Below are 18,484 nucleotides of genomic sequence, written 5' to 3'. Positions count from 1 at the left end.
AGAACTATTTATGTAATATCCAAAAATAGTTTGTGCCATAAGTCAACGGCAAACAAATGAAGCCAACACCCTTGTGGTGCAGAATATGTAGGATAGGAGAAAACATGCGTCAACTATGGGACATCATCGCTACCATTTTTAGAATTAGCTGGCGAGCACTGAACTTTATTAGGGAATTCGTTTTCAACGCCATTTTCTTAGTATTATTTTTTGTTGTTATTGGGTCGATTGCTCTTTATCAGACAGAGACTCAACCCGAAAAAAATTATTTTGGTGCTTTGTATGTGGATTTACAGGGGGTTATCGTAGACCAAGTCTCTACTCCAGACCCATTTGGTCGTATGAGCCGTGAATTACTTGGTACCTCAAACAGCCGAATGCAAGAAAATTCACTATTCGACATCGTTGATACCATCCGTACCGCTGCAAATGATGATCGCATTACAGGGATGGTATTACGCCTAGATGATTTAGCTGGAGCCGATCAGCCCTCTCTAGCTTATATCGGTAAAGCAATCAATGAATTTAAAAGTTCAGGGAAACAGGTTTACGCCATTGGTAACAGTTATAATCAGTCGCAATACTACCTCGCCAGTTACGCTGATGAAATTTACCTCACACCGCAAGGTGCGGTTGGGGTATATGGTTTTGCAACGAATGGACTCTACTACAAGTCACTGTTAGAAAAACTTAAAGTTAGTAGCCATATTTTCCGTGTTGGTACCTATAAATCAGCGGTTGAGCCATTAATGCGTGATGAGATGTCCCCTGAAGCACGTTTAGCCAATAAACAGTGGCTGGATGCTCTTTGGAACAATTACCTCACAGAAATCGCCAAAAACCGTAATACGACCAGCACACAAATTTTTCCTGGGGCTGATGCTATTTTAGAGAAATTACGCTCAGTCAAAGGCGATAGCGCACAATACGCGTTAAAACAAAAATTGGTTGATAAACTTTATACTAACGAACAAGTTGAAGATTTACTCAGTAAACACTTTGGCTGGAATAAAGAAGATAAACAATTCAATAATATTAGTATCTATGATTATTCCACTAAAATAGCAGATACCAATGCTAATCAAAGTGGCAATATCGCCGTGATTGTCGTTCAAGGTGCTATCATGGATGGCCCACAAACGGCTGGGATTGCAGGAGGCGATACCATCGCAGCACAAATTCGTGACGCTCGCCTTGATGATAATATTAAAGCGATAGTTTTGCGCGTTAACAGCCCAGGTGGTAGCGTAAGCGCTTCTGATTTGATCCGCAGTGAACTGGCTTCTGCTCATGCTGCAGGTAAACCTGTTGTTGTATCTATGGGGGGAATGGCTGCATCTGGGGGGTATTGGGTCTCAACTCCAGCGGACTATATCATTGCCAGTCCAAACACGCTGACTGGTTCGATTGGTATATTTGGCGTAATTAATACCTTTGAAAAATCTTTAGATTCTATAGGGGTATATACTGATGGCGTATCAACGTCGCCATTAGCCGATATTTCTTTGACTAAAGGGATCAGCCCACAATTTGCTGACATGATGCAAATTACCATTGAGAATGGCTATGAGACATTTATTGGCTTAGTGGCTAAATCTCGCCATAAAACACCAGCAGAGATAGACCAAATCGCTCAAGGCCGTGTATGGATTGGGCAAGACGCGCTTAAAAATGGTCTTGTAGACCAACTAGGTGATTTTGATAATGCCGTAGATAAAGCTGCTGAGCTCGCTAAACTCACTGACGTTAAGTTAGATTGGATGAAGCCTGAGTTGACCTTTATGGATCAATTGTTACTTGAATTAACAACAAACGTTCAAGCCGCCATGCCGGATGTGCTACACGTATTTTTACCACCTGCAGTCGCGACGGATATCCGCCAACAAGCGCAATTTTTCTTAAAAATGAATGACCCACAAAACCGCTATGCTTTTTGTTTAAATTGCGCGGAAATTAACTGATCACTGAATCCCCTTCAGATTCAATGAAGGGGATTTCTCTCACAAACCCATCAATAACCTCATATCAATCTAACTATTCGCAAGTTAACGATAGTAATACGCTAACAAATACGTCAAAATCCTGATAATCACTCTCCTTCGATAAGTTGGATAAATTAGGTAATAAGATGCAGAAGAAATCAATTTATGTTGTTTACACTGGTGGAACAATTGGCATGCGCCATTCACCACAGGGATATATTCCTGTTTCCGGCCATTTGCAAGCTCAGTTAGCTCAGATGCCCGAGTTTCACCGCCCTGAAATGCCTGAGTTTACGATCCGTGAACATCAGCCTTTAATTGATTCATCTGATATCACTCCTGAAGACTGGCAACTTATCGCTGATGATATACGTGAGAACTATCCACTTTATGATGGGTTTGTCATATTACATGGCACTGACACGATGGCTTTCACCGCCTCAGCGTTATCTTTCATGTTTGAAAACTTGAAAAAACCCGTAATAGTGACAGGGTCACAAATCCCGTTAGAAGCATTACGTTCTGATGGGCAAACTAATCTACTAAATGCATTATATTTAGCAGCAAACTACCCCATTAATGAAGTGGGATTATTTTTCAATAATAAATTATATCGCGGTAACCGCACTGTTAAGGCCCATGCAGATGGCTTTGATGCTTTCAGTTCACCTAACTGTTCGCCATTAATGGAAGCTGGCATTCATATTCGCTCATTTAATACGTGCCCTGCACCTATTGGTATAGGCGAATTTAAAAGTCACCGAATTACACCTCAACCTATCGGCGTTGTGACACTTTATCCAGGGCTATCAATTGAAATTGTACGCAACATTCTCCAACAACCCGTTAAAGCGCTGATATTGCGCTCTTACGGTGTCGGTAATGCCCCTCAGCAGCCTGAATTACTGCGCATACTCCGTGAAGCAACGAACCGAGGGATTATTGTGGTGAACCTGACACAATGTATTTCTGGCCGTGTTAATATGGAAGGCTACGCCACAGGACACGCACTTGCAGAAGCGGGTGTGATAAGTGGATATGACATGACTTTTGAAGCCGCCTTAAGTAAATTGCACTACTTACTGAGTCAAAATTATACCCCTGCTTTAATCCGTGAGTTAATGCAGAATAATTTACGCGGCGAGTTGAGCTATGCTGATGAATAACAGACAGATAACATACTGAGGACATAATGAAAGCAGCATTACTGTTAGTCGATTTACAAAACGATTTCTGCACGGGTGGCACATTAGCAGTAAATGAAAGCGAACATGTTATTGATGTTGCTAATAAAGCGATGGATATTTGCCAACAAAAACAGATAGACATCATTGCAAGCCAAGATTGGCACCCTGCGACACACCTTAGTTTCGCGGCCAATTCAAATACTCAAATTGGCGAAGTCGGTGAGCTAAATGGTATTACACAAGTTTGGTGGCCTATTCATTGCGTACAAGGTGAACATGGCGCTGAATTACACAAAAATTTAAATCAATCGCTTATTAGTGCAATTTTTACCAAAGGGGAAAACCCCCAGGTTGATAGCTATAGTGCCTTTTTTGATAATGATAAAATTAGCCAAACGCGCCTACATGCGTGGCTACAAGAACACCATATTTCGCATTTAATTATTATGGGAATTGCGACGGATTACTGTGTCAAATTTACCGTGTTAGATGCGTTAAAATTAGGTTATACCGTAGATGTTTTAGTCGATGGCTGTAGAGGCGTCAATCTCGGGGCCAATGACAGCCAAGAAGCTTTAGTCGAAATGCAAAATCAAGGTGCGAGGTTAATTACATTAACCGACCTGCATTAGGACATGTTTTATGGACAAGTTTTCTCATGTAATAATTGAAAATCTAGTAATTGAGAAAACTTGTTTTAGTGACACTGTCACTATGCAGCATCATATTGAATCAACAAGCTATTCTCTAGAGCAACCATTATTCATCATTATTTTGCGGTTTTAATGTTGCTAACATCTCACCTTGAAACAACGTTTTTAGCTCTTGCTTGCTCTTCATCGTAATTTCACCATTAGTCCCTACCGTCATATGCTCAGGGTCATGGTTATGCCGTGACTGCCACAATAATACCATTTGTAAGCTATGTTCTTTTTGTTCTGGCGTTAACATCACACCATCTGGCCATTTACCGAGCTCAACAGCGGTCACAAGGCGTTCATAAATTTCAGGGGTCATCACTGCTAATAATTGTTCAAGTTGCTCAGGACTGACTTCAACGCTCACGGTAAAGCTCCTTCCAATACATAATTCACTCATTATTTTATTATTCTTGATTTCAGCCAATAGCTGAATCGTTTTTGTCATTCTAAAAAAATGGTTTCAGCACACTTCAGCTCTTTATCCACGCGTCTTTTCACCGCTATCGTCATCAATAAAGCTTAATGATGCTGAATTAATGCAGTAACGCTGACCAGTAGGCTGAGGACCATCTGGAAACACATGCCCTAAATGCGCATTACAGTGTTGACAGCGAACTTCAATGCGGTGCATCCCATGAGAGAAATCCTCAATGTATTTGATTGCCTCTTCATTGACGGGTTGGTAAAAACTTGGCCACCCACAACCTGCATCAAATTTGGTCTCAGACATAAATAAAGGTGAACCACAGCATAAGCACTCGTACACACCTTCTTTACGGTTATGCAATAATTGACCACTAAATGGCGGCTCGGTACCTGCTTGCTGTGTAACGTAACGCTGCATCTCATTTAATTTTGAAATATCAATAGGTTGTTTATCTTTACTTGACATGTCATACCTAAATATTTAAATAACTAAAGTGGTTGATGGTTATCATACATCAATTTCAATCAACAAAAAATTAACAACATTTTCTGTAAAACTATTCTAAACTAAGAAGCATCTTACTTTCCGTTTTGATTTGTGAACCGTATCACATATATCACTGATAGATGGTTTCATTATGCCGTACAATCCCGATAATACGTGCGGCTGTATTTGCCGCTGAAGTGGCTGACAAATAAGCAATTGGTGGTATCAGAATTGATTTTTTTCAATAATTGACACGATTCCGCTTGACGGCTGGCAAGGTTTTGGTAACTTTAACTACAACTTAATTCACGAATAAATAGCTGGTGGAAATACTATGACTATCAAAGTAGGTATTAATGGTTTTGGTCGTATTGGCCGTATCGTTTTCCGTGCTGCACAAGAGCGTTCTGACATCGAAATCGTTGCTATCAACGACCTGCTCGATGCAGAATACATGGCATACATGCTGAAATACGACTCAACTCATGGTCGTTTCAACGGTACTGTTGAAGTTAAAGATGGTCACCTAGTTGTAAACGGCAAAAAAATCCGTGTAACAGCAGAAAAAGATCCTGCGAACCTGAAATGGAACGAAGTCGGTGTTGACGTCGTTGCTGAAGCAACAGGTATCTTCTTAACTGATGAAACTGCACGTAAACACATCCAAGCTGGCGCTAAGAAAGTTGTTCTGACTGGCCCTTCTAAAGATGATACTCCTATGTTCGTTATGGGCGTTAACCACAAAGCTTACGCAGGTCAAGAAATCGTTTCTAACGCATCTTGTACAACTAACTGCTTAGCTCCACTGGCTAAAGTTATCAATGACAAGTTCGGTATCGTTGAAGGTCTGATGACAACAGTTCACGCAACAACTGCAACACAAAAAACTGTTGATGGTCCTTCACACAAAGACTGGCGTGGTGGTCGTGGTGCTGCTCAAAACATCATCCCTTCATCAACCGGTGCTGCTAAAGCCGTAGGTAAAGTTATCCCTGAGCTGAACGGTAAACTGACTGGTATGTCTTTCCGTGTACCTACTCCTAACGTATCAGTTGTTGATTTAACTGTTCGTTTAGAAAAACCAGCAACTTATGCTCAAATCTGTGATGCGATCAAAGAAGCAGCTGCAGGCGAACTGAAAGGCGTTCTGGGTTACACTGAAGATGACGTTGTATCAACTGACTTCAACGGTGAAAAACTGACTTCAGTATTTGATGCTAAAGCAGGTATCGCACTGAACGACAACTTTGTTAAATTAGTTTCTTGGTATGACAACGAAACGGGTTACTCTAACAAAGTTTTAGACCTGATCGCTCACATCTCTAAATAAGAGCTGTAATGTAATCTGTCTAACTGAGCCGCCAATTTGGCGGCTCTTTTGTATCGTATCCAATAACAAATTAACACTTCATATTTTCTGCAATATCGCTTATGGTTGATCATCTATTGGATACGCTATAAACATGACTTATTTTAGAACGAATACGATTCACTGCGGCTTTAAGTATGCCACACAGGAACTTCTAAATAATTTAAGTGAATGAACACAGGCCTAATACCATGCACGACAAACTTTTTGCACTACCAGTCATTAAACAAGTCTCTGCTTACATTACTCAACGCCAACTCGATGAGCTCCCACTTATTGTTATTTCACATCCCAAAGTACGTGGTGCTGTCAGTTTACAAGGCGCTCAACTTATTGATTGGCAACCCGCGGGGCAAAAACCTTGCTTATGGCTAAGTTCAGAAAGTGCCTTTAAAGAAGGCGTTGCTATTCGCGGTGGTATTCCTATTTGTTGGCCTTGGTTCGGTCCTGTTGCCAGTCCTAGTCATGGTTTTGCACGAATTTTACCTTGGCAATTCACCGCACATAATGAACATGAAGATGGTGTTATTTTAACCTTCACGTTAACGGATACCGACTATACCCGTAAATTATGGCCCCATGAGTTCACCCTGATCTTACGTATGAAACTTGGGGAAACATGTGAACTTGAATTAGAAAGTTATGGAGATTTCGAAACGACTGCCGCATTGCATAGTTATTTCAATATCAGTGATATCCAAAAAGCCACCGTCTATGGGTTAGGCGGCCACTACTTCGATAAAGTCGCAGATAAAGAAGCTTATGTGAATGAACCACTCAAATTTAATAAGCACACCGATCGTATTTATTCAGAACCGGAAGAATACAGCTTATTACGTGATGATGGCTGGGCACGTACAATAGAAATTCACCATTACCATAATAGTGATGTTGTCTGTTGGAACCCTTGGGCAGAATTATCATGTAGCATGGATGACATGCCAAATAATGGGTACAAACAAATGGTTTGTGTAGAAACGGCAAGGATCAACGTCCCGATGAAAAGTGAAGCACAACACCCTGCTCGTCTTTCTTTAGTGATGGTCAGTCGCGATAATAAGCCGCAAGATTAATTATCCATTCTAAGAATATAAATTTTCTAGGTAGATAACTAGATAGATAAAATTAGCCCCTGATAATTGTAAGAATATCAGGGGCTAATTAATTTAATTTTCTATCACAAACTTAGAATGTGTAAGTGACACCTGTCCACATAATGGCGGAAACATCTTTATTTACCATTGGGCTATCTTTCACTTCACTTGGTAGACGGTCAACACGGCCCATTGCGAATACAGTCCAATTTTCATCAAAGCGGTAATTTCCTGTCACTTCAATGTATGGTGTCCAACTTGAACCTGGGTTATAACGTTTTAAACCGCTATTACGTGATTCTTTTGAAGACACGCCATATTCATAACGGTTTTGGTTCTTACTATCCCATTTAACACCAAGGCCCGGAGTGATTGACCATTTGTCACCTTCAAAGCCATACAGGTAGGCAAACTCACCACGAATACCATTACTGATACCTAAGATATCACCAGATATATTCGTTCTTAGTGTACCCCAATCAGCTTTATGACGATAAGTCAGACCGGTCATCACCGTATCACGGCGACGGTCTAACTCACGCATTGCTTTATCATCATTGTCTTTAGGTTTAAAAAATTGTGGGTAATAATAAGCATCCAATGATAACTGGTCTTGTGTATCATTCCATAAATAATAACCAGCTGCTAATGTATGAAAATAGAAATTCTCACTATCATAATTAACTATAGGCACTGGCGTGACATAATCACGGCTCTTAATTCCTTTATAAGGTGTTGACTGTGCTAATACTGAACCACCAACTGACCAAGTTCCTGCAAAGGCGGCCCCAGATAACACACTCAAAGCCACCGCAAGTTGAATCGCCACGGATAATCTAGACACTTCCGAGCCGTTGATAATACTGGTTTTCATATTCTGTCGGTGACATCTGATCGCTAGAACCATGCCGACGCTTACTGTTATAAAACATTTCGATGTAATCAAAAATATCGCTGCGGGCTTCTTCCCGCGTTCCGTAGAGCTTTTTCTTTATCCGTTCGCGTTTCAACAACTGGAAAAAGCTTTCTGCAACCGCATTATCATGGCAGTTACCGCGACGGCTCATGCTGCCCTCCAGGCCGTGTGATTTCAGGAACGACTGCCACTCATGGCTTGTGTATTGACTGCCCTGATCCGAATGAACCAGCACCTGTTTTTGGGGATTACGCCGCCATACAGCCATCAGCAGTGCGTTCAGGACAATGTCCTTTGTCATCCGGGATTGCATGGACCAGCCGATAATTTTGCGTGAGAACAGATCAACAACCACGGCAAGATACAGCCAGCCTTCGTGGGTCCTGATGTAGGTTATGTCCGTTACCCAACGCTCATCCGGAGCATCCGGATTGAACTGTCGCTGGAGCCTGTTGGGCGACACGATACTGGCTTCGCCTTTACGTGCTCGCGGGCTCCGGTATCCAACCTGAGCCTTTATCCCGACACGTTTCATCAGTCGCCAGACTCTGTTCACTCCGCACTGTTGCCCGCTGTCCCGCAGATCCAGATGGATTTTGCGATAACCATAGATGCATCCCGATTCCAGCCAGAACTGTTTAATCTGTCCTGTAAGTCTTAGGTCTGCCTGATGGCGTTGTGAATGCGGCTGCTGAAGCCAGGCGTAAAAACCACTGGGATGAACATCCAGCACCCGACAGAGCAGGCGAACAGGCCAGCAACAGGTGTTGTCACGGATAAAGGCGTACCTCAGTCGGACAGCTTTGCGAAGTACGCCGCGGCTTTTTTTAATATGTCCCGTTCGTCGGTAACCCGCTTCAGCTCTTTCTGGAGACGGCGGATCTCGGCCTGAGCATCTGACTGTTCTTTATTAGTGGAAGAATCCGGACCGTACTTCTTTATCCAGGCGTAAAGGCTGTGGGTGGTGATATCGAGACGTGTTGCAACGCTGGCAACAGAATAACCGCGATCAACAACCTGTTTGACTGCTTCAATTTTAAACTCTTCGGGATAACGCTTACCGCTCATGGGCACCTCTCTTTAAGCCATCTTAAATGACTCTGAGGTGTCTGTTAAACCCGTGGCGATTCAAGTGTCGTTAATTTAATTGCTTTTGACATATATTCAACCTAAAAATAATGAGAAATAGATCACAGCTATATGTTATAACAATATAGCTATAATCCCAATATGCTTAATCGAAATCACATTTAAAGCTAAATTTTAACTGTTTTTAGCGTGACTGATTAATATTTATTCTACTTTATTTTCATAAGAAACAGGAACTCTTTTTGCTAGCGCACAAAGTAGCTCATAACCAATTGTCCCCGCAGCTTGTGCAACCTCATCAACCGGTAAGTTTTGCCCCCATAACTCCACTCGCTCACCAAGCTTAACATCGCCACAGTCACTGATATCAATTGTCAGCATATCCATTGAAACAGCCCCCAGTAGCGCACAACGCTTTTCTTTGCACCATACAGGCGTTCCATTGGCAGCATGTCTAGGGTACCCATCTGCATAACCACACGCTACTGTCGCAATACGCATAGGTTTAGTCGATGTAAACCGGCTACCATAACCAATTGATTGACCTGCTGGAATTTCATGGATAGCGATCACTTCTGACTGTAAGGTCATCGCCGCCTTCAAGTTCAACCCAGATATATCAGTAGATTTTCCACTTGGAGAAGCGCCATACAGCAAAATACCTGTACGAATCCAATCATATTGTGTGTGTTTATGCCACAGTGTTGCCCCTGAATTTGCGATACAGGTTTCTAAAGATAAGTGTTCAAATTGCTGGATTTGTTGAAAAGGTTCAGTAACGCCCGTTTTGGTATCTGAATTAGCAAAGTGACTCATTAACGTTAAACTGCGTACATTCGACATTTTAGATAACCGTTGAACCACACTTTCGTATTCGCTCGGTGAAAAACCTAATCGATTCATGCCGCTATTTAGTTTTATATAGACTGAAATAGGTGATGATAATTGTGCATTTTCAATAGCAAACAATTGCCACTCACTATGAACGCTGGTTGTTAAATTATACTGGTCAATCAATTGTAAGTCTTGTGGCTGAAAAAAACCTTCTAACAATAGAATTGGCCCTTTCCACCCTTCTTTTCGCAATAAAATGGCCTCATCAAAATCTAATACCCCAAAGCCATCCGTTTCTTTTAATGCCGGCCAAATCTGCTTGATACCGTGACCATAACCGTCTGCTTTCATGACTGACCAAATTTTCGATTTTCCAACATGTTGCCGTACAATAGCCAAATTATGTTGTAAATTTTGTAGATGAATAACAGCACTTATAGGGCGCGGCATTTTAATTCCTTAGTACATTTAATTAATTCTAAAATTACAATGATGCCAAAACATCAAACGCTTAACGTGCTGGAGTTAAATCACCATGAGTAACCAGTTTGGTATTAAAGCCATCAAGGTACCTAAATACCGATAAATCATCAGACGCTATCTCTGGTGTGTTCCCTGAAATTAAATCTGCTAGCAGTTTTCCTGCACCACAAGCCATTGTCCAGCCCAGCGTCCCATGCCCTGTATTTAAATATAAATTACTGTATGCAGTCGGCCCAACTATTGGGGTACCATCCGGTGTCATTGGGCGCAGCCCCGTCCAAAATTGCGCTTGTGCAATATCACCACCGCCTTGATATAAATCTTGTACCACCATTTTTAATGTTTCGCAGCGTTTTTTCAGGATATTCAAATTAAACCCAACGACTTCAGCCATTCCACCGACACGAATACGCTTGTCAAACCGCGTTACTGCAATTTTGTATGTTTCATCCAAGATAGTAGACATTGGGGCACGCTGTTCATCAATAATTGGCATCGTCAATGAATAGCCTTTGAGTGGGTAAACCGGAATTTGAACCAGACGTTGTAGCATTGAGGTGGAATAAGAGCCCATCGCTACTACATATCGGTCCGCTTGCAAAATTTCACCATCTATTTTAACGCCGCTAACTTTGTTACCTTCGGTTAAAATCTGTTCAATCCGGCTACCAAATTTGAATTGGACTCCCGCATTTTCCGCCATTTTAGCCAGTTTTTTGGTGAACTGCTGGCAATCCCCTGTTTCATCATTGGGTAATCGCAACCCCCCTGTAAGCTTGTGCTTGACAAACTCTAACGCAGGTTCCGCTTTAACTAATTCATTAGACGTCAATAACTCGAATGGAACACCTTCTTGCTGTAAGACCGCAATATCATTCGCTGCATTATCAAACTGCTCTGCAGTACGAAAAAGCTGTAAGGTGCCACCTTGGCGAGCTTCATATTCAATGCCTGTATCCACTCTTAATTGGCGAATACAATCACGGCTGTATTCTGCAATGCGCACCATACGGCTTTTATTCATCGCATAATGTTGGATATCGCAGTTTTTTAGCATCTGCCACATCCAACGCAGTTGAAATAACGTACCATCTGGACGTATTGCCAAGGGTGCATGTTTTTCAAACATCCATTTCACGGCTTTAAGGGGGATACCAGGAGCCCCCCATGGGGTTGCATAGCCAGGGGATACTTGCCCTGCATTTGCTGCGCTTGTTTCCTCTGCTACATCATGTTGTCTATCCACCACCAGCACTTCGTGCCCTTCTTGTGCTAAATACCATGCTGTTGTTACACCGATCACTCCCGCACCTAACACTAGAATTTTCATAGCTTCCCCGCAAAATAAAAATATGCATCATTTATTTTAGGATAATATTCTAGAAATTATTTGCCAATGTGGTGGATTAACACTTTTAACAATAAAGTTAAAAAATTTAAATTTCATCACATTTGTTTTACATGTCGATATTAAATACCAGACTAAAATTTAAGCATAAATTTAAATTCTTATAATTCAATTGGATAAAATAATGGCAATTTATCTATTTTGTTAATTCAGAGTTTTCTATCGATTCAAGTGATGCGCCCAATAAAATATGTTTATTTTATTAAACCAATTCGAGGGTGTTTGTCAGTATTAAATTTCAAAAAACCAATAAAAATTGGTTTTTCCGCTTCATTTGCGTATTCGGTGGCTATGTGACTAAAAACTGTCAATCATTAACGATAAAAAAAACCAGCATGCAGATTCAATGCAACATGCTGGCCTTAAATGTATCACCGCTAATTAATTAGCGGCTTTGAGCTAAATCTGAAGGCATATTGCTTTGCATACTATGCCAAATTATTCCACTTTCTTTTCCATAATTACGCACACAATCCATAATACGGTCATAGGCTTGTTCACGACAAAGATGGCTTAATTGTTGATAGAAATTTAACGCTAAACGCCTAGCTTCTGGGTTCGAAAAATAATAGCGACCAACACGGGTATAAAGCCCTTTTAAGCCGTTAATAATCAAGCCATAGATCGGGTTACCGGATGCAAATGCAAGACCACGAAAAATGTTATAATCCAAATCACTAAATGCATCTGAATTATCTTCAACTTTTTCCCGCTCAGCTAATACTTCTATTGATTTCTCGGGGTTATTTCGAAAGGCTGTACGGATAAAAATAGCAGCGATATTGGTACGTACTGCCAATAAATTATCGATTAGCTGGGGCACCCTATCGTGATCTAGCCTAGCCAATGTCTCCAAAATATTTAGACCAGACGTTTCCCAATAGTTATTCACTTTAGTTGGTTTACCATGCTGAATGGTTAGCCAACCGTCCCGAGCCAAGCGCTGTAACACTTCACGTAAGGTTGTTCGTGTCACACCAATTAATTCCGAAAGCTCACGCTCTGCGGGTAAAATTGAACCTGGTGGAAAGCGGTTGTTCCATATGCTCTCAATAATATACTCTTCCGCGAAACCAGCCGGACTTTGAGCTTTAATAACCATATTTTTATTATTCCAAACATTTAGACGGATATTGGGCAAATCATACCAGATTGTCATCGTCTGATATAGTTAGACTAAAAATAAAGAGTGAGGCAAATCATAGAATTTCCATATAATTCATAAGCTCTCAATTAGCAAATAAGCTTAAAATCCGCAAAAGATAAGAGTAGTATGTATAGCACAATACACGACATCCGCATAAAAGAGGATAACGAATCATAATGGATTTTAGTTTAAAAACTGCTTTTTTGAAAAATTTCCTGGGAAATTCGCCTGATTGGTACAAATTAGCAATTATTGTATTTTTAATAATTAACCCTATTATCTTTTACTTCATCAGCCCCTTCGTCGCAGGCTGGCTATTAGTTGTTGAATTCATATTCACATTAGCAATGGCTCTTAAATGTTACCCATTGCAGCCAGGTGGTCTTTTAGCCATAGAAGCCGTTATTATTGGTATGACCACCCCTGCCCAAATTTCACATGAAATTAGCAATAACCTTGAAGTTATCCTGTTACTGATTTTTATGGTAGCTGGTATCTACTTCATGAAGCAATTACTGTTATTTGTTTTCACCAAACTGTTGATAAACGTGCGGTCTAAACGTATTCTTTCCCTTGCTTTTTGTATGGCAAGTGCATTTTTATCCGCATTTTTAGACGCATTAACCGTTATTGCCGTCGTCATTAGCGTCTCAATTGGCTTTTATTCTATCTATCACCAATATGCCTCTAACCAGCCCAGCAACACTGACCTACAAAATGATGGTTTCATTAATAGTGCGGAACAAAAGCAAACCCTTGAGCAATTTAGGGCATTTTTACGTAGCTTAATGATGCATGCCGGTATTGGTACCGCGCTTGGTGGTGTCATGACCATGGTTGGTGAACCACAAAACCTTATCATTGCAAAGCATGTTAATTGGGACTTCATTACTTTTTATATTCGTATGGCTCCTGTGACCATACCTGTTTTTATTTGTGGTTTGGTTGTCTGTTTTGTTGTTGAAAAGTTCAAGCTATTTGGTTACGGTGCTGAACTTCCTGACTCTGTACGTCAAATTTTGACTGAGCACGATAAAAAACTGACGGCTAAACGTACCAAAAGAGATCTTGCACAGTTAGTCGTTCAGGGCTTAATTGGCGTGTGGCTAATCGTTGCTCTTGCTTTCCATTTAGCGGAAGTTGGCCTTATTGGTCTTTCTGTTATCGTGCTAACGACCGCATTTTGTGGTATCACAGAAGAACATGCGTTGGGGAAAGCCTTCGAGGAAGCGTTACCCTTTACCGCATTATTAACTGTCTTCTTTAGTATTGTAGCCGTAATCATTGACCAACAACTATTCACCCCATTTATTCAGTTTGTGCTGCAATCCTCTGAGTCGTCACAATTATCATTATTCTATCTATTTAATGGCCTACTCTCTGCCGTATCAGATAACGTATTCGTAGGGACTGTTTACATTACTGAAGCCTTAAAAGCAGCGAATGAAGGTTTGGTATCAATGGAACAATACCAATTCTTAGCCGTAGCAATTAATACAGGTACTAACCTGCCTTCTGTTGCAACACCTAATGGGCAAGCTGCTTTCTTATTCTTATTAACCTCAGCGTTATCTCCACTAATCCGTTTATCCTACGGCCGTATGGTTTGGATGGCTCTTCCATATACCATCGTAATGACTATTGTCGGGTTATTAGGGGTAGAGCTCTGGCTAGTACCAATCACTCATTGGATGGAAAGTATCGGTTTGATTACATTCGCTCAGTAACTATACTTTAAAACAATTAGCCATATACCAATATGGCTAATTGTAATGTTAGGTAAAGCCTTATCTGAAATTGCATTATTTCACTTTAATTGCTTTTTTTATCGAGCTGATAGAGGCAAAATGTGCGCATTACTCAATTAGGATACTAAGTATGTTCAGATTTTTTAACTACTGCTCGCAAGGGAGAGGCGCTTGGCTACTCATGGCCTTTATTGCCTTTATGCTCGAGTGTGCGGCCTTATATTTTCAACATGTGATGAAGCTACAACCCTGTGTTATGTGTGTCTATGAACGTGTTGCATTACTTGGCATTATGGTTGCTGGCTTAATTGGGGCAATAGCACCACGGAATATGGTAATACGCTGGGTAGCAATTCTTATTTGGGTTTACTCTGCTTGGCGTGGCTTAGACCTTGCATGGGAACATACCATGCTACAACTTTATCCTTCTCCATTTGCTTCTTGCGATTTTTTCGTTAATTTCCCTGATTGGTTACCATTACAAGAGTGGGTCCCTGCAGTGTTTGAAGCAACAGGTGACTGTGCCGTTAGGCAATGGGCATTCTTAGGGCTTGATATGCCACAATGGTTAATTGGTATCTTCGCGGCTTATCTCTTAGTTGCAATCATTGTTATCATCAGCCAATTCTTCCCAGCCAAAAAATAATCTTTAAAACCCCAAATGTTAAATTCAACATTTGGGGTTCCTAAACAATAACATCTATCTATTGAATGACTCTCTCTAATTTCACAGGGATATTTTTATACGCAGGAATACCACATTGCGGGTCGAAATTATCTAATGAAATTAAATTATTGGCTTCAGGGAAATAAGTGGCAACACTTCGGTCTGCCATATCATAGATCACCACAGTGAGGTTATCTAAACGGCGTTTTGTCGGTTTTTGTTCACGGTCTAATGCGATGAGATTCACTTTATCTCCCGCCTGTAACTTCTGTTTTTGGGCTTCTGCACCACTGATGAAAACAACATCTCGTTGCCCAAACACACCACGGTATCGGTCATTTAGCCCATAAATTGTAGTATTATACTGGTCATGGCTGCGTAATGTTGCCAAAATCAATTCACTGTTTACTGCTGAATTCGGGTCTTCAATAACGCCTTCTGTCGGTACAAAATTAGCTTTACCTGATTGAGTTAACCAACGACGCTCAGAAGCAGCGTTTGTCAGGTGAAATCCTCCCGGTATTTTAATACGTGCATTGTAATCATCAAAGCCAGGTAATACCGCCTCCATTGCGTCACGGATCAAGTCATAGTTACCGATAAAATCATCCCATTCGACTTTACTCTGAGGTATTGCCGCTTTAGCTATTCCTGCGATTATCGCACACTCAGATTTAAGGTAAGGGCTACATGGTTTAAGTAAACCTTTTGATGCGTGAACCATCGACATTGAGTCTTCTACAGTAACACATTGCACACCACTGCTTTGTCTGTCTATTTCACTGCGACCCAATACGGGTAATAAGAATGTTTGCTTAGCTGTTAATAAATGGGAGCGATTTAGTTTAGTTGCAGTATGAACCGCTAAATCAAGCTTTTTCATACCAGCAAAACAAGCGTCTTTATCTGGCATCGCAACTGCTAAATTTCCTCCCATGCAAATTAAAGCATTCGCTTTTCCTTCAGAAATGGCTTGCATGCTCGCGACTGCAGCATGACCGAATTCGCTTGGTGGTTTAAAACCAAATCGTTGTTCAATTTTGTCTAAAAAGCTTTTTGACGGTTTTTCTGTAATGCCAACGGTTCTATCACCTTGCACATTTGAGTGGCCACGCAATGGGCAGATACCCGCACCTTCCCGACCAATATTACCCTTAAGTAGCAGCAAATTGACTAATTGCTGAACATTCTGCGTACCATGTTCGTGCTGAGTGATCCCCATGCCATAACAAATAATGGTGCTTTTTGCTTCAATATAAAGGTCTGCAATCTCTTCGATAGACTCGCGTGGCAAGCCAGAAACCCTTAAAATATCCTTCCAGCTTGTTGTCAGTAAGTCATTTTTTAAAGCTTCATAACCCTGTGTATGAGTTGATATAAAATCAGTATCGAGAATAGGCTCTTTTCCTGCATCTACTGCGGCTTGGTGCTTTTCAATCAATAACTTCATAACCCCTTTAAGTAACGCAGTGTCTCCACCAACACGAACTTTATAATAGTGCCCCGCTAAAGGTGTAGATTCTAGCGTCAGCATTTCTAACACGTCTTGTGGATAGGTAAAACGCTCAAGACCACGCTCTCTTAAAGGGTTTATTGCAATGATCTTTGCGCCGCGTTTAGAAACTTCACGCAATGAGCTCAACATCCTCGGGTGGTTAGTCCCCGGGTTATGACCTATACAAATAACTAAATCCGCTTTATCAAAATCGTCTAATAATACCGTCGCCTTACCGACACCAATAGAGTTAGCAAGACCAACACTCGTTGGCTCATGGCACATATTTGAACAATCTGGAAAATTATTTGTTCCATATTCACGAGCCAGTAATTGATATAAGAATGCGGCTTCATTTGAAGTCCGACCGGAGGTATAAAATTCAACGGTATTTGGGTCTGAATAACTTTGTAAACGCGTACCTATTTGCTCAAAGGCCTCTTCCCATTCGATAGGTTCATATTTGTCTGTTTGTGAATTATATTTCATGGGGTGAGTTAAACGCCCTTCATCTTCTAAATGAAAGTCATCCCATTCGAGTAATTCTGTTACAGTATATTTAGAAAAAAATTCTGGGGTTGTTTTTTTAGATGTTGCTTCCCAAGCAATTGCTTTTGCACCATTTTCACAAATATCAAATGATGCTGTATGTACAGGGTCAGGCCACGCACAGCCAGGGCAATCAAAGCCATCCACCTTATTCATTTCAAACATTGCAATGATATCGTGTCCTACTTTCATTTGGCCACGTAAAGCTTCTGCAACTGCTTTTACAGCCCCCCAACCCGCAGCGGGGCCATCATACTCTTCAATTTTCTTTTTCATTAGGCATTACTCTTTAATAAATGGAAATGTCTTTATATATGCTTTTATAATTATTTAAATTTTTCTTTATTATTTAATATTAGTAACTTCGCCGTTAAATATCAATAATTAAAATAAACACTTAAATAGATGTTCATAATTAGATGATTTATAAATGAGTAATTAGAATATAAATAAAAAAAGAAATGATGAATATTAATTTAACATTCAGTTATAATAAATGCATGAAGTTAATTAACTTTCCATTAAAAGAAAATTAATTAACTTCATAAAAAGAAGAGTTATATACAAGAGCCAGATTGTATAATGTCAACAGCACAACGTTTACCATTCGCAAATTGGCATACTGCAGTTTGTGACCCATTTAATTCTAATGTGAGTGCGGGCAACCCACCCGCTGACATACAAGCTTCTTGTGCACCGGGGCCTAAATTGACCACTTGTTGAGCATACTGACTCGCAGAATGTTCCACCGATTTATCCACGTTTGAACTACCACACGCAGATAACATGACAGATATAACGCCAATAAGTGACATTGCTATTATTGGCTGAAAAAAATGATTAACCCTATGCCTCATTCCCTGCTTCTCCTATCATGCTACCTGAACATTTTGCACCAACTG

Annotated in this window: 16 protein-coding genes; 7 read left to right on the top strand and 9 right to left on the bottom strand. The window is 40.7% G+C overall.

Features of this window, described 5'->3' with window-relative positions; genetic code table 11:
- The first annotated feature begins 104 nt into the window (after positions 1-104).
- The 3 genes from sppA to pncA all read left to right on the top strand — a co-directional run bounded on the left by sppA (position 105) and on the right by pncA (position 3,801).
- Positions 105-1,961, top strand: coding sequence for a signal peptide peptidase SppA (gene sppA, locus P3L40_RS10745; protein ID WP_004254068.1), 1,857 nt, complete (start codon positions 105-107; stop codon positions 1,959-1,961).
- A gap of 167 nt (positions 1,962-2,128) precedes the next feature.
- A complete protein-coding gene (gene ansA / locus P3L40_RS10740; RefSeq protein ID WP_004254063.1) occupies positions 2,129-3,148 on the top strand; it encodes an asparaginase in 1,020 nt (339 codons plus the stop codon).
- A gap of 26 nt (positions 3,149-3,174) precedes the next feature.
- Entirely contained in the window at positions 3,175-3,801 is a 627-nt protein-coding gene (gene pncA, locus P3L40_RS10735) for a bifunctional nicotinamidase/pyrazinamidase (RefSeq protein WP_136135286.1), read from the top strand.
- 127 nt (positions 3,802-3,928) lie between these two features.
- Here the strand turns inward: pncA and P3L40_RS10730 are convergent, their stop codons facing one another.
- Complete coding sequence (locus P3L40_RS10730) at positions 3,929-4,234, bottom strand: YeaC family protein (RefSeq protein ID WP_004254056.1); 306 nt, start codon at positions 4,232-4,234, stop codon at positions 3,929-3,931.
- Positions 4,235-4,348: 114 nt separating this feature from the next.
- Positions 4,349-4,762: a peptide-methionine (R)-S-oxide reductase MsrB gene (msrB, locus tag P3L40_RS10725; RefSeq protein ID WP_112307135.1), complete on the bottom strand. Its 414-nt coding sequence runs from the start codon at positions 4,760-4,762 to the stop codon at positions 4,349-4,351.
- Between the two features lie 355 nt (positions 4,763-5,117).
- On the opposite strand from msrB, the gene gapA reads away from it, so the two are divergent.
- Both gapA and P3L40_RS10715 read left to right on the top strand, forming a co-directional pair.
- Positions 5,118-6,113 carry a glyceraldehyde-3-phosphate dehydrogenase gene (gene gapA, locus P3L40_RS10720; RefSeq protein WP_004254049.1) on the top strand — a complete coding sequence of 332 codons (996 nt, stop codon included), beginning with the start codon at positions 5,118-5,120 and terminating at the stop codon, positions 6,111-6,113.
- A 230-nt stretch (positions 6,114-6,343) separates the two neighbouring features.
- Positions 6,344-7,225 carry a D-hexose-6-phosphate mutarotase gene (locus tag P3L40_RS10715; RefSeq protein ID WP_004254046.1) on the top strand — a complete coding sequence of 294 codons (882 nt, stop codon included), beginning with the start codon at positions 6,344-6,346 and terminating at the stop codon, positions 7,223-7,225.
- Positions 7,226-7,337: 112 nt separating this feature from the next.
- On the opposite strand, the gene P3L40_RS10710 is transcribed toward P3L40_RS10715, so the two are convergent.
- From P3L40_RS10710 to fadR, 5 genes are all read right to left on the bottom strand, one after another.
- Positions 7,338-8,120, bottom strand: a complete 783-nt coding sequence (locus P3L40_RS10710) for a MipA/OmpV family protein (protein ID WP_316928036.1) — start codon at positions 8,118-8,120, stop codon at positions 7,338-7,340.
- A protein-coding gene (locus P3L40_RS10705) for an IS3 family transposase (RefSeq protein WP_096043117.1) occupies positions 8,083-9,230 on the bottom strand; the annotation gives its coding sequence in 2 pieces (ribosomal slippage) (positions 8,083-8,993 and positions 8,993-9,230; 1,149 coding nt in all). Before P3L40_RS10705 ends, P3L40_RS10710 begins: the two co-directional genes overlap by 38 nt.
- 225 nt (positions 9,231-9,455) lie before the next feature.
- Positions 9,456-10,535 (bottom strand): alanine racemase, encoded by a 1,080-nt coding sequence (gene alr, locus P3L40_RS10700; protein WP_136135289.1) that lies wholly within the window; start codon positions 10,533-10,535, stop codon positions 9,456-9,458.
- 61 nt (positions 10,536-10,596) lie between these two features.
- Positions 10,597-11,898, bottom strand: coding sequence for a D-amino acid dehydrogenase (locus P3L40_RS10695; protein WP_196731937.1), 1,302 nt, complete (start codon positions 11,896-11,898; stop codon positions 10,597-10,599).
- Positions 11,899-12,361: 463 nt separating this feature from the next.
- Positions 12,362-13,078 (bottom strand): fatty acid metabolism transcriptional regulator FadR, encoded by a 717-nt coding sequence (gene fadR, locus P3L40_RS10690; protein ID WP_094960513.1) that lies wholly within the window; start codon positions 13,076-13,078, stop codon positions 12,362-12,364.
- A 221-nt stretch (positions 13,079-13,299) separates the two neighbouring features.
- Between fadR and nhaB the strand changes: the two genes are divergently transcribed.
- Both nhaB and dsbB read left to right on the top strand, forming a co-directional pair.
- Positions 13,300-14,850, top strand: coding sequence for a sodium/proton antiporter NhaB (nhaB, locus tag P3L40_RS10685; protein ID WP_004254031.1), 1,551 nt, complete (start codon positions 13,300-13,302; stop codon positions 14,848-14,850).
- Between the two features lie 151 nt (positions 14,851-15,001).
- Positions 15,002-15,517, top strand: coding sequence for a disulfide bond formation protein DsbB (gene dsbB / locus P3L40_RS10680; protein ID WP_004254030.1), 516 nt, complete (start codon positions 15,002-15,004; stop codon positions 15,515-15,517).
- 58 nt (positions 15,518-15,575) lie between these two features.
- Here dsbB and P3L40_RS10675 read toward each other — a convergent pair whose 3' ends face one another.
- Both P3L40_RS10675 and P3L40_RS10670 read right to left on the bottom strand, forming a co-directional pair.
- A complete protein-coding gene (locus P3L40_RS10675) occupies positions 15,576-17,858 on the bottom strand; it encodes an FdhF/YdeP family oxidoreductase (RefSeq protein WP_196731936.1) in 2,283 nt (760 codons plus the stop codon).
- Positions 17,859-18,139: 281 nt separating this feature from the next.
- Positions 18,140-18,439, bottom strand: a complete 300-nt coding sequence (locus P3L40_RS10670; protein ID WP_004254028.1) for a DUF333 domain-containing protein — start codon at positions 18,437-18,439, stop codon at positions 18,140-18,142.
- Positions 18,440-18,484 lie beyond the last annotated feature (45 nt).

Source organism: Providencia sp. PROV040 (assembly GCF_032706145.1).
Taxonomy (GTDB): Bacteria; Pseudomonadota; Gammaproteobacteria; order Enterobacterales; family Enterobacteriaceae; genus Providencia; species Providencia hangzhouensis.
The sequence above is the reverse complement of the archived record's forward strand: the minus strand, read 5'-3'. Positions and strand labels throughout refer to the sequence as shown.

Coding starts and splice junctions, on each gene's coding strand:
- alr (WP_136135289.1), bottom strand. CDS start 10,535: ATGCCGCGCCCTATAAGTGCTGTTATTCATCTACAAAATTTACAACAT.
- gapA (WP_004254049.1), top strand. CDS start 5,118: ATGACTATCAAAGTAGGTATTAATGGTTTTGGTCGTATTGGCCGTATC.
- P3L40_RS10710 (WP_316928036.1), bottom strand. CDS start 8,120: ATGAAAACCAGTATTATCAACGGCTCGGAAGTGTCTAGATTATCCGTG.
- ansA (WP_004254063.1), top strand. CDS start 2,129: ATGCAGAAGAAATCAATTTATGTTGTTTACACTGGTGGAACAATTGGC.
- P3L40_RS10670 (WP_004254028.1), bottom strand. CDS start 18,439: ATGAGGCATAGGGTTAATCATTTTTTTCAGCCAATAATAGCAATGTCA.
- pncA (WP_136135286.1), top strand. CDS start 3,175: ATGAAAGCAGCATTACTGTTAGTCGATTTACAAAACGATTTCTGCACG.
- P3L40_RS10675 (WP_196731936.1), bottom strand. CDS start 17,858: ATGAAAAAGAAAATTGAAGAGTATGATGGCCCCGCTGCGGGTTGGGGG.
- fadR (WP_094960513.1), bottom strand. CDS start 13,078: ATGGTTATTAAAGCTCAAAGTCCGGCTGGTTTCGCGGAAGAGTATATT.
- P3L40_RS10695 (WP_196731937.1), bottom strand. CDS start 11,898: ATGAAAATTCTAGTGTTAGGTGCGGGAGTGATCGGTGTAACAACAGCA.
- dsbB (WP_004254030.1), top strand. CDS start 15,002: ATGTTCAGATTTTTTAACTACTGCTCGCAAGGGAGAGGCGCTTGGCTA.
- sppA (WP_004254068.1), top strand. CDS start 105: ATGCGTCAACTATGGGACATCATCGCTACCATTTTTAGAATTAGCTGG.
- msrB (WP_112307135.1), bottom strand. CDS start 4,762: ATGTCAAGTAAAGATAAACAACCTATTGATATTTCAAAATTAAATGAG.
- nhaB (WP_004254031.1), top strand. CDS start 13,300: ATGGATTTTAGTTTAAAAACTGCTTTTTTGAAAAATTTCCTGGGAAAT.
- P3L40_RS10715 (WP_004254046.1), top strand. CDS start 6,344: ATGCACGACAAACTTTTTGCACTACCAGTCATTAAACAAGTCTCTGCT.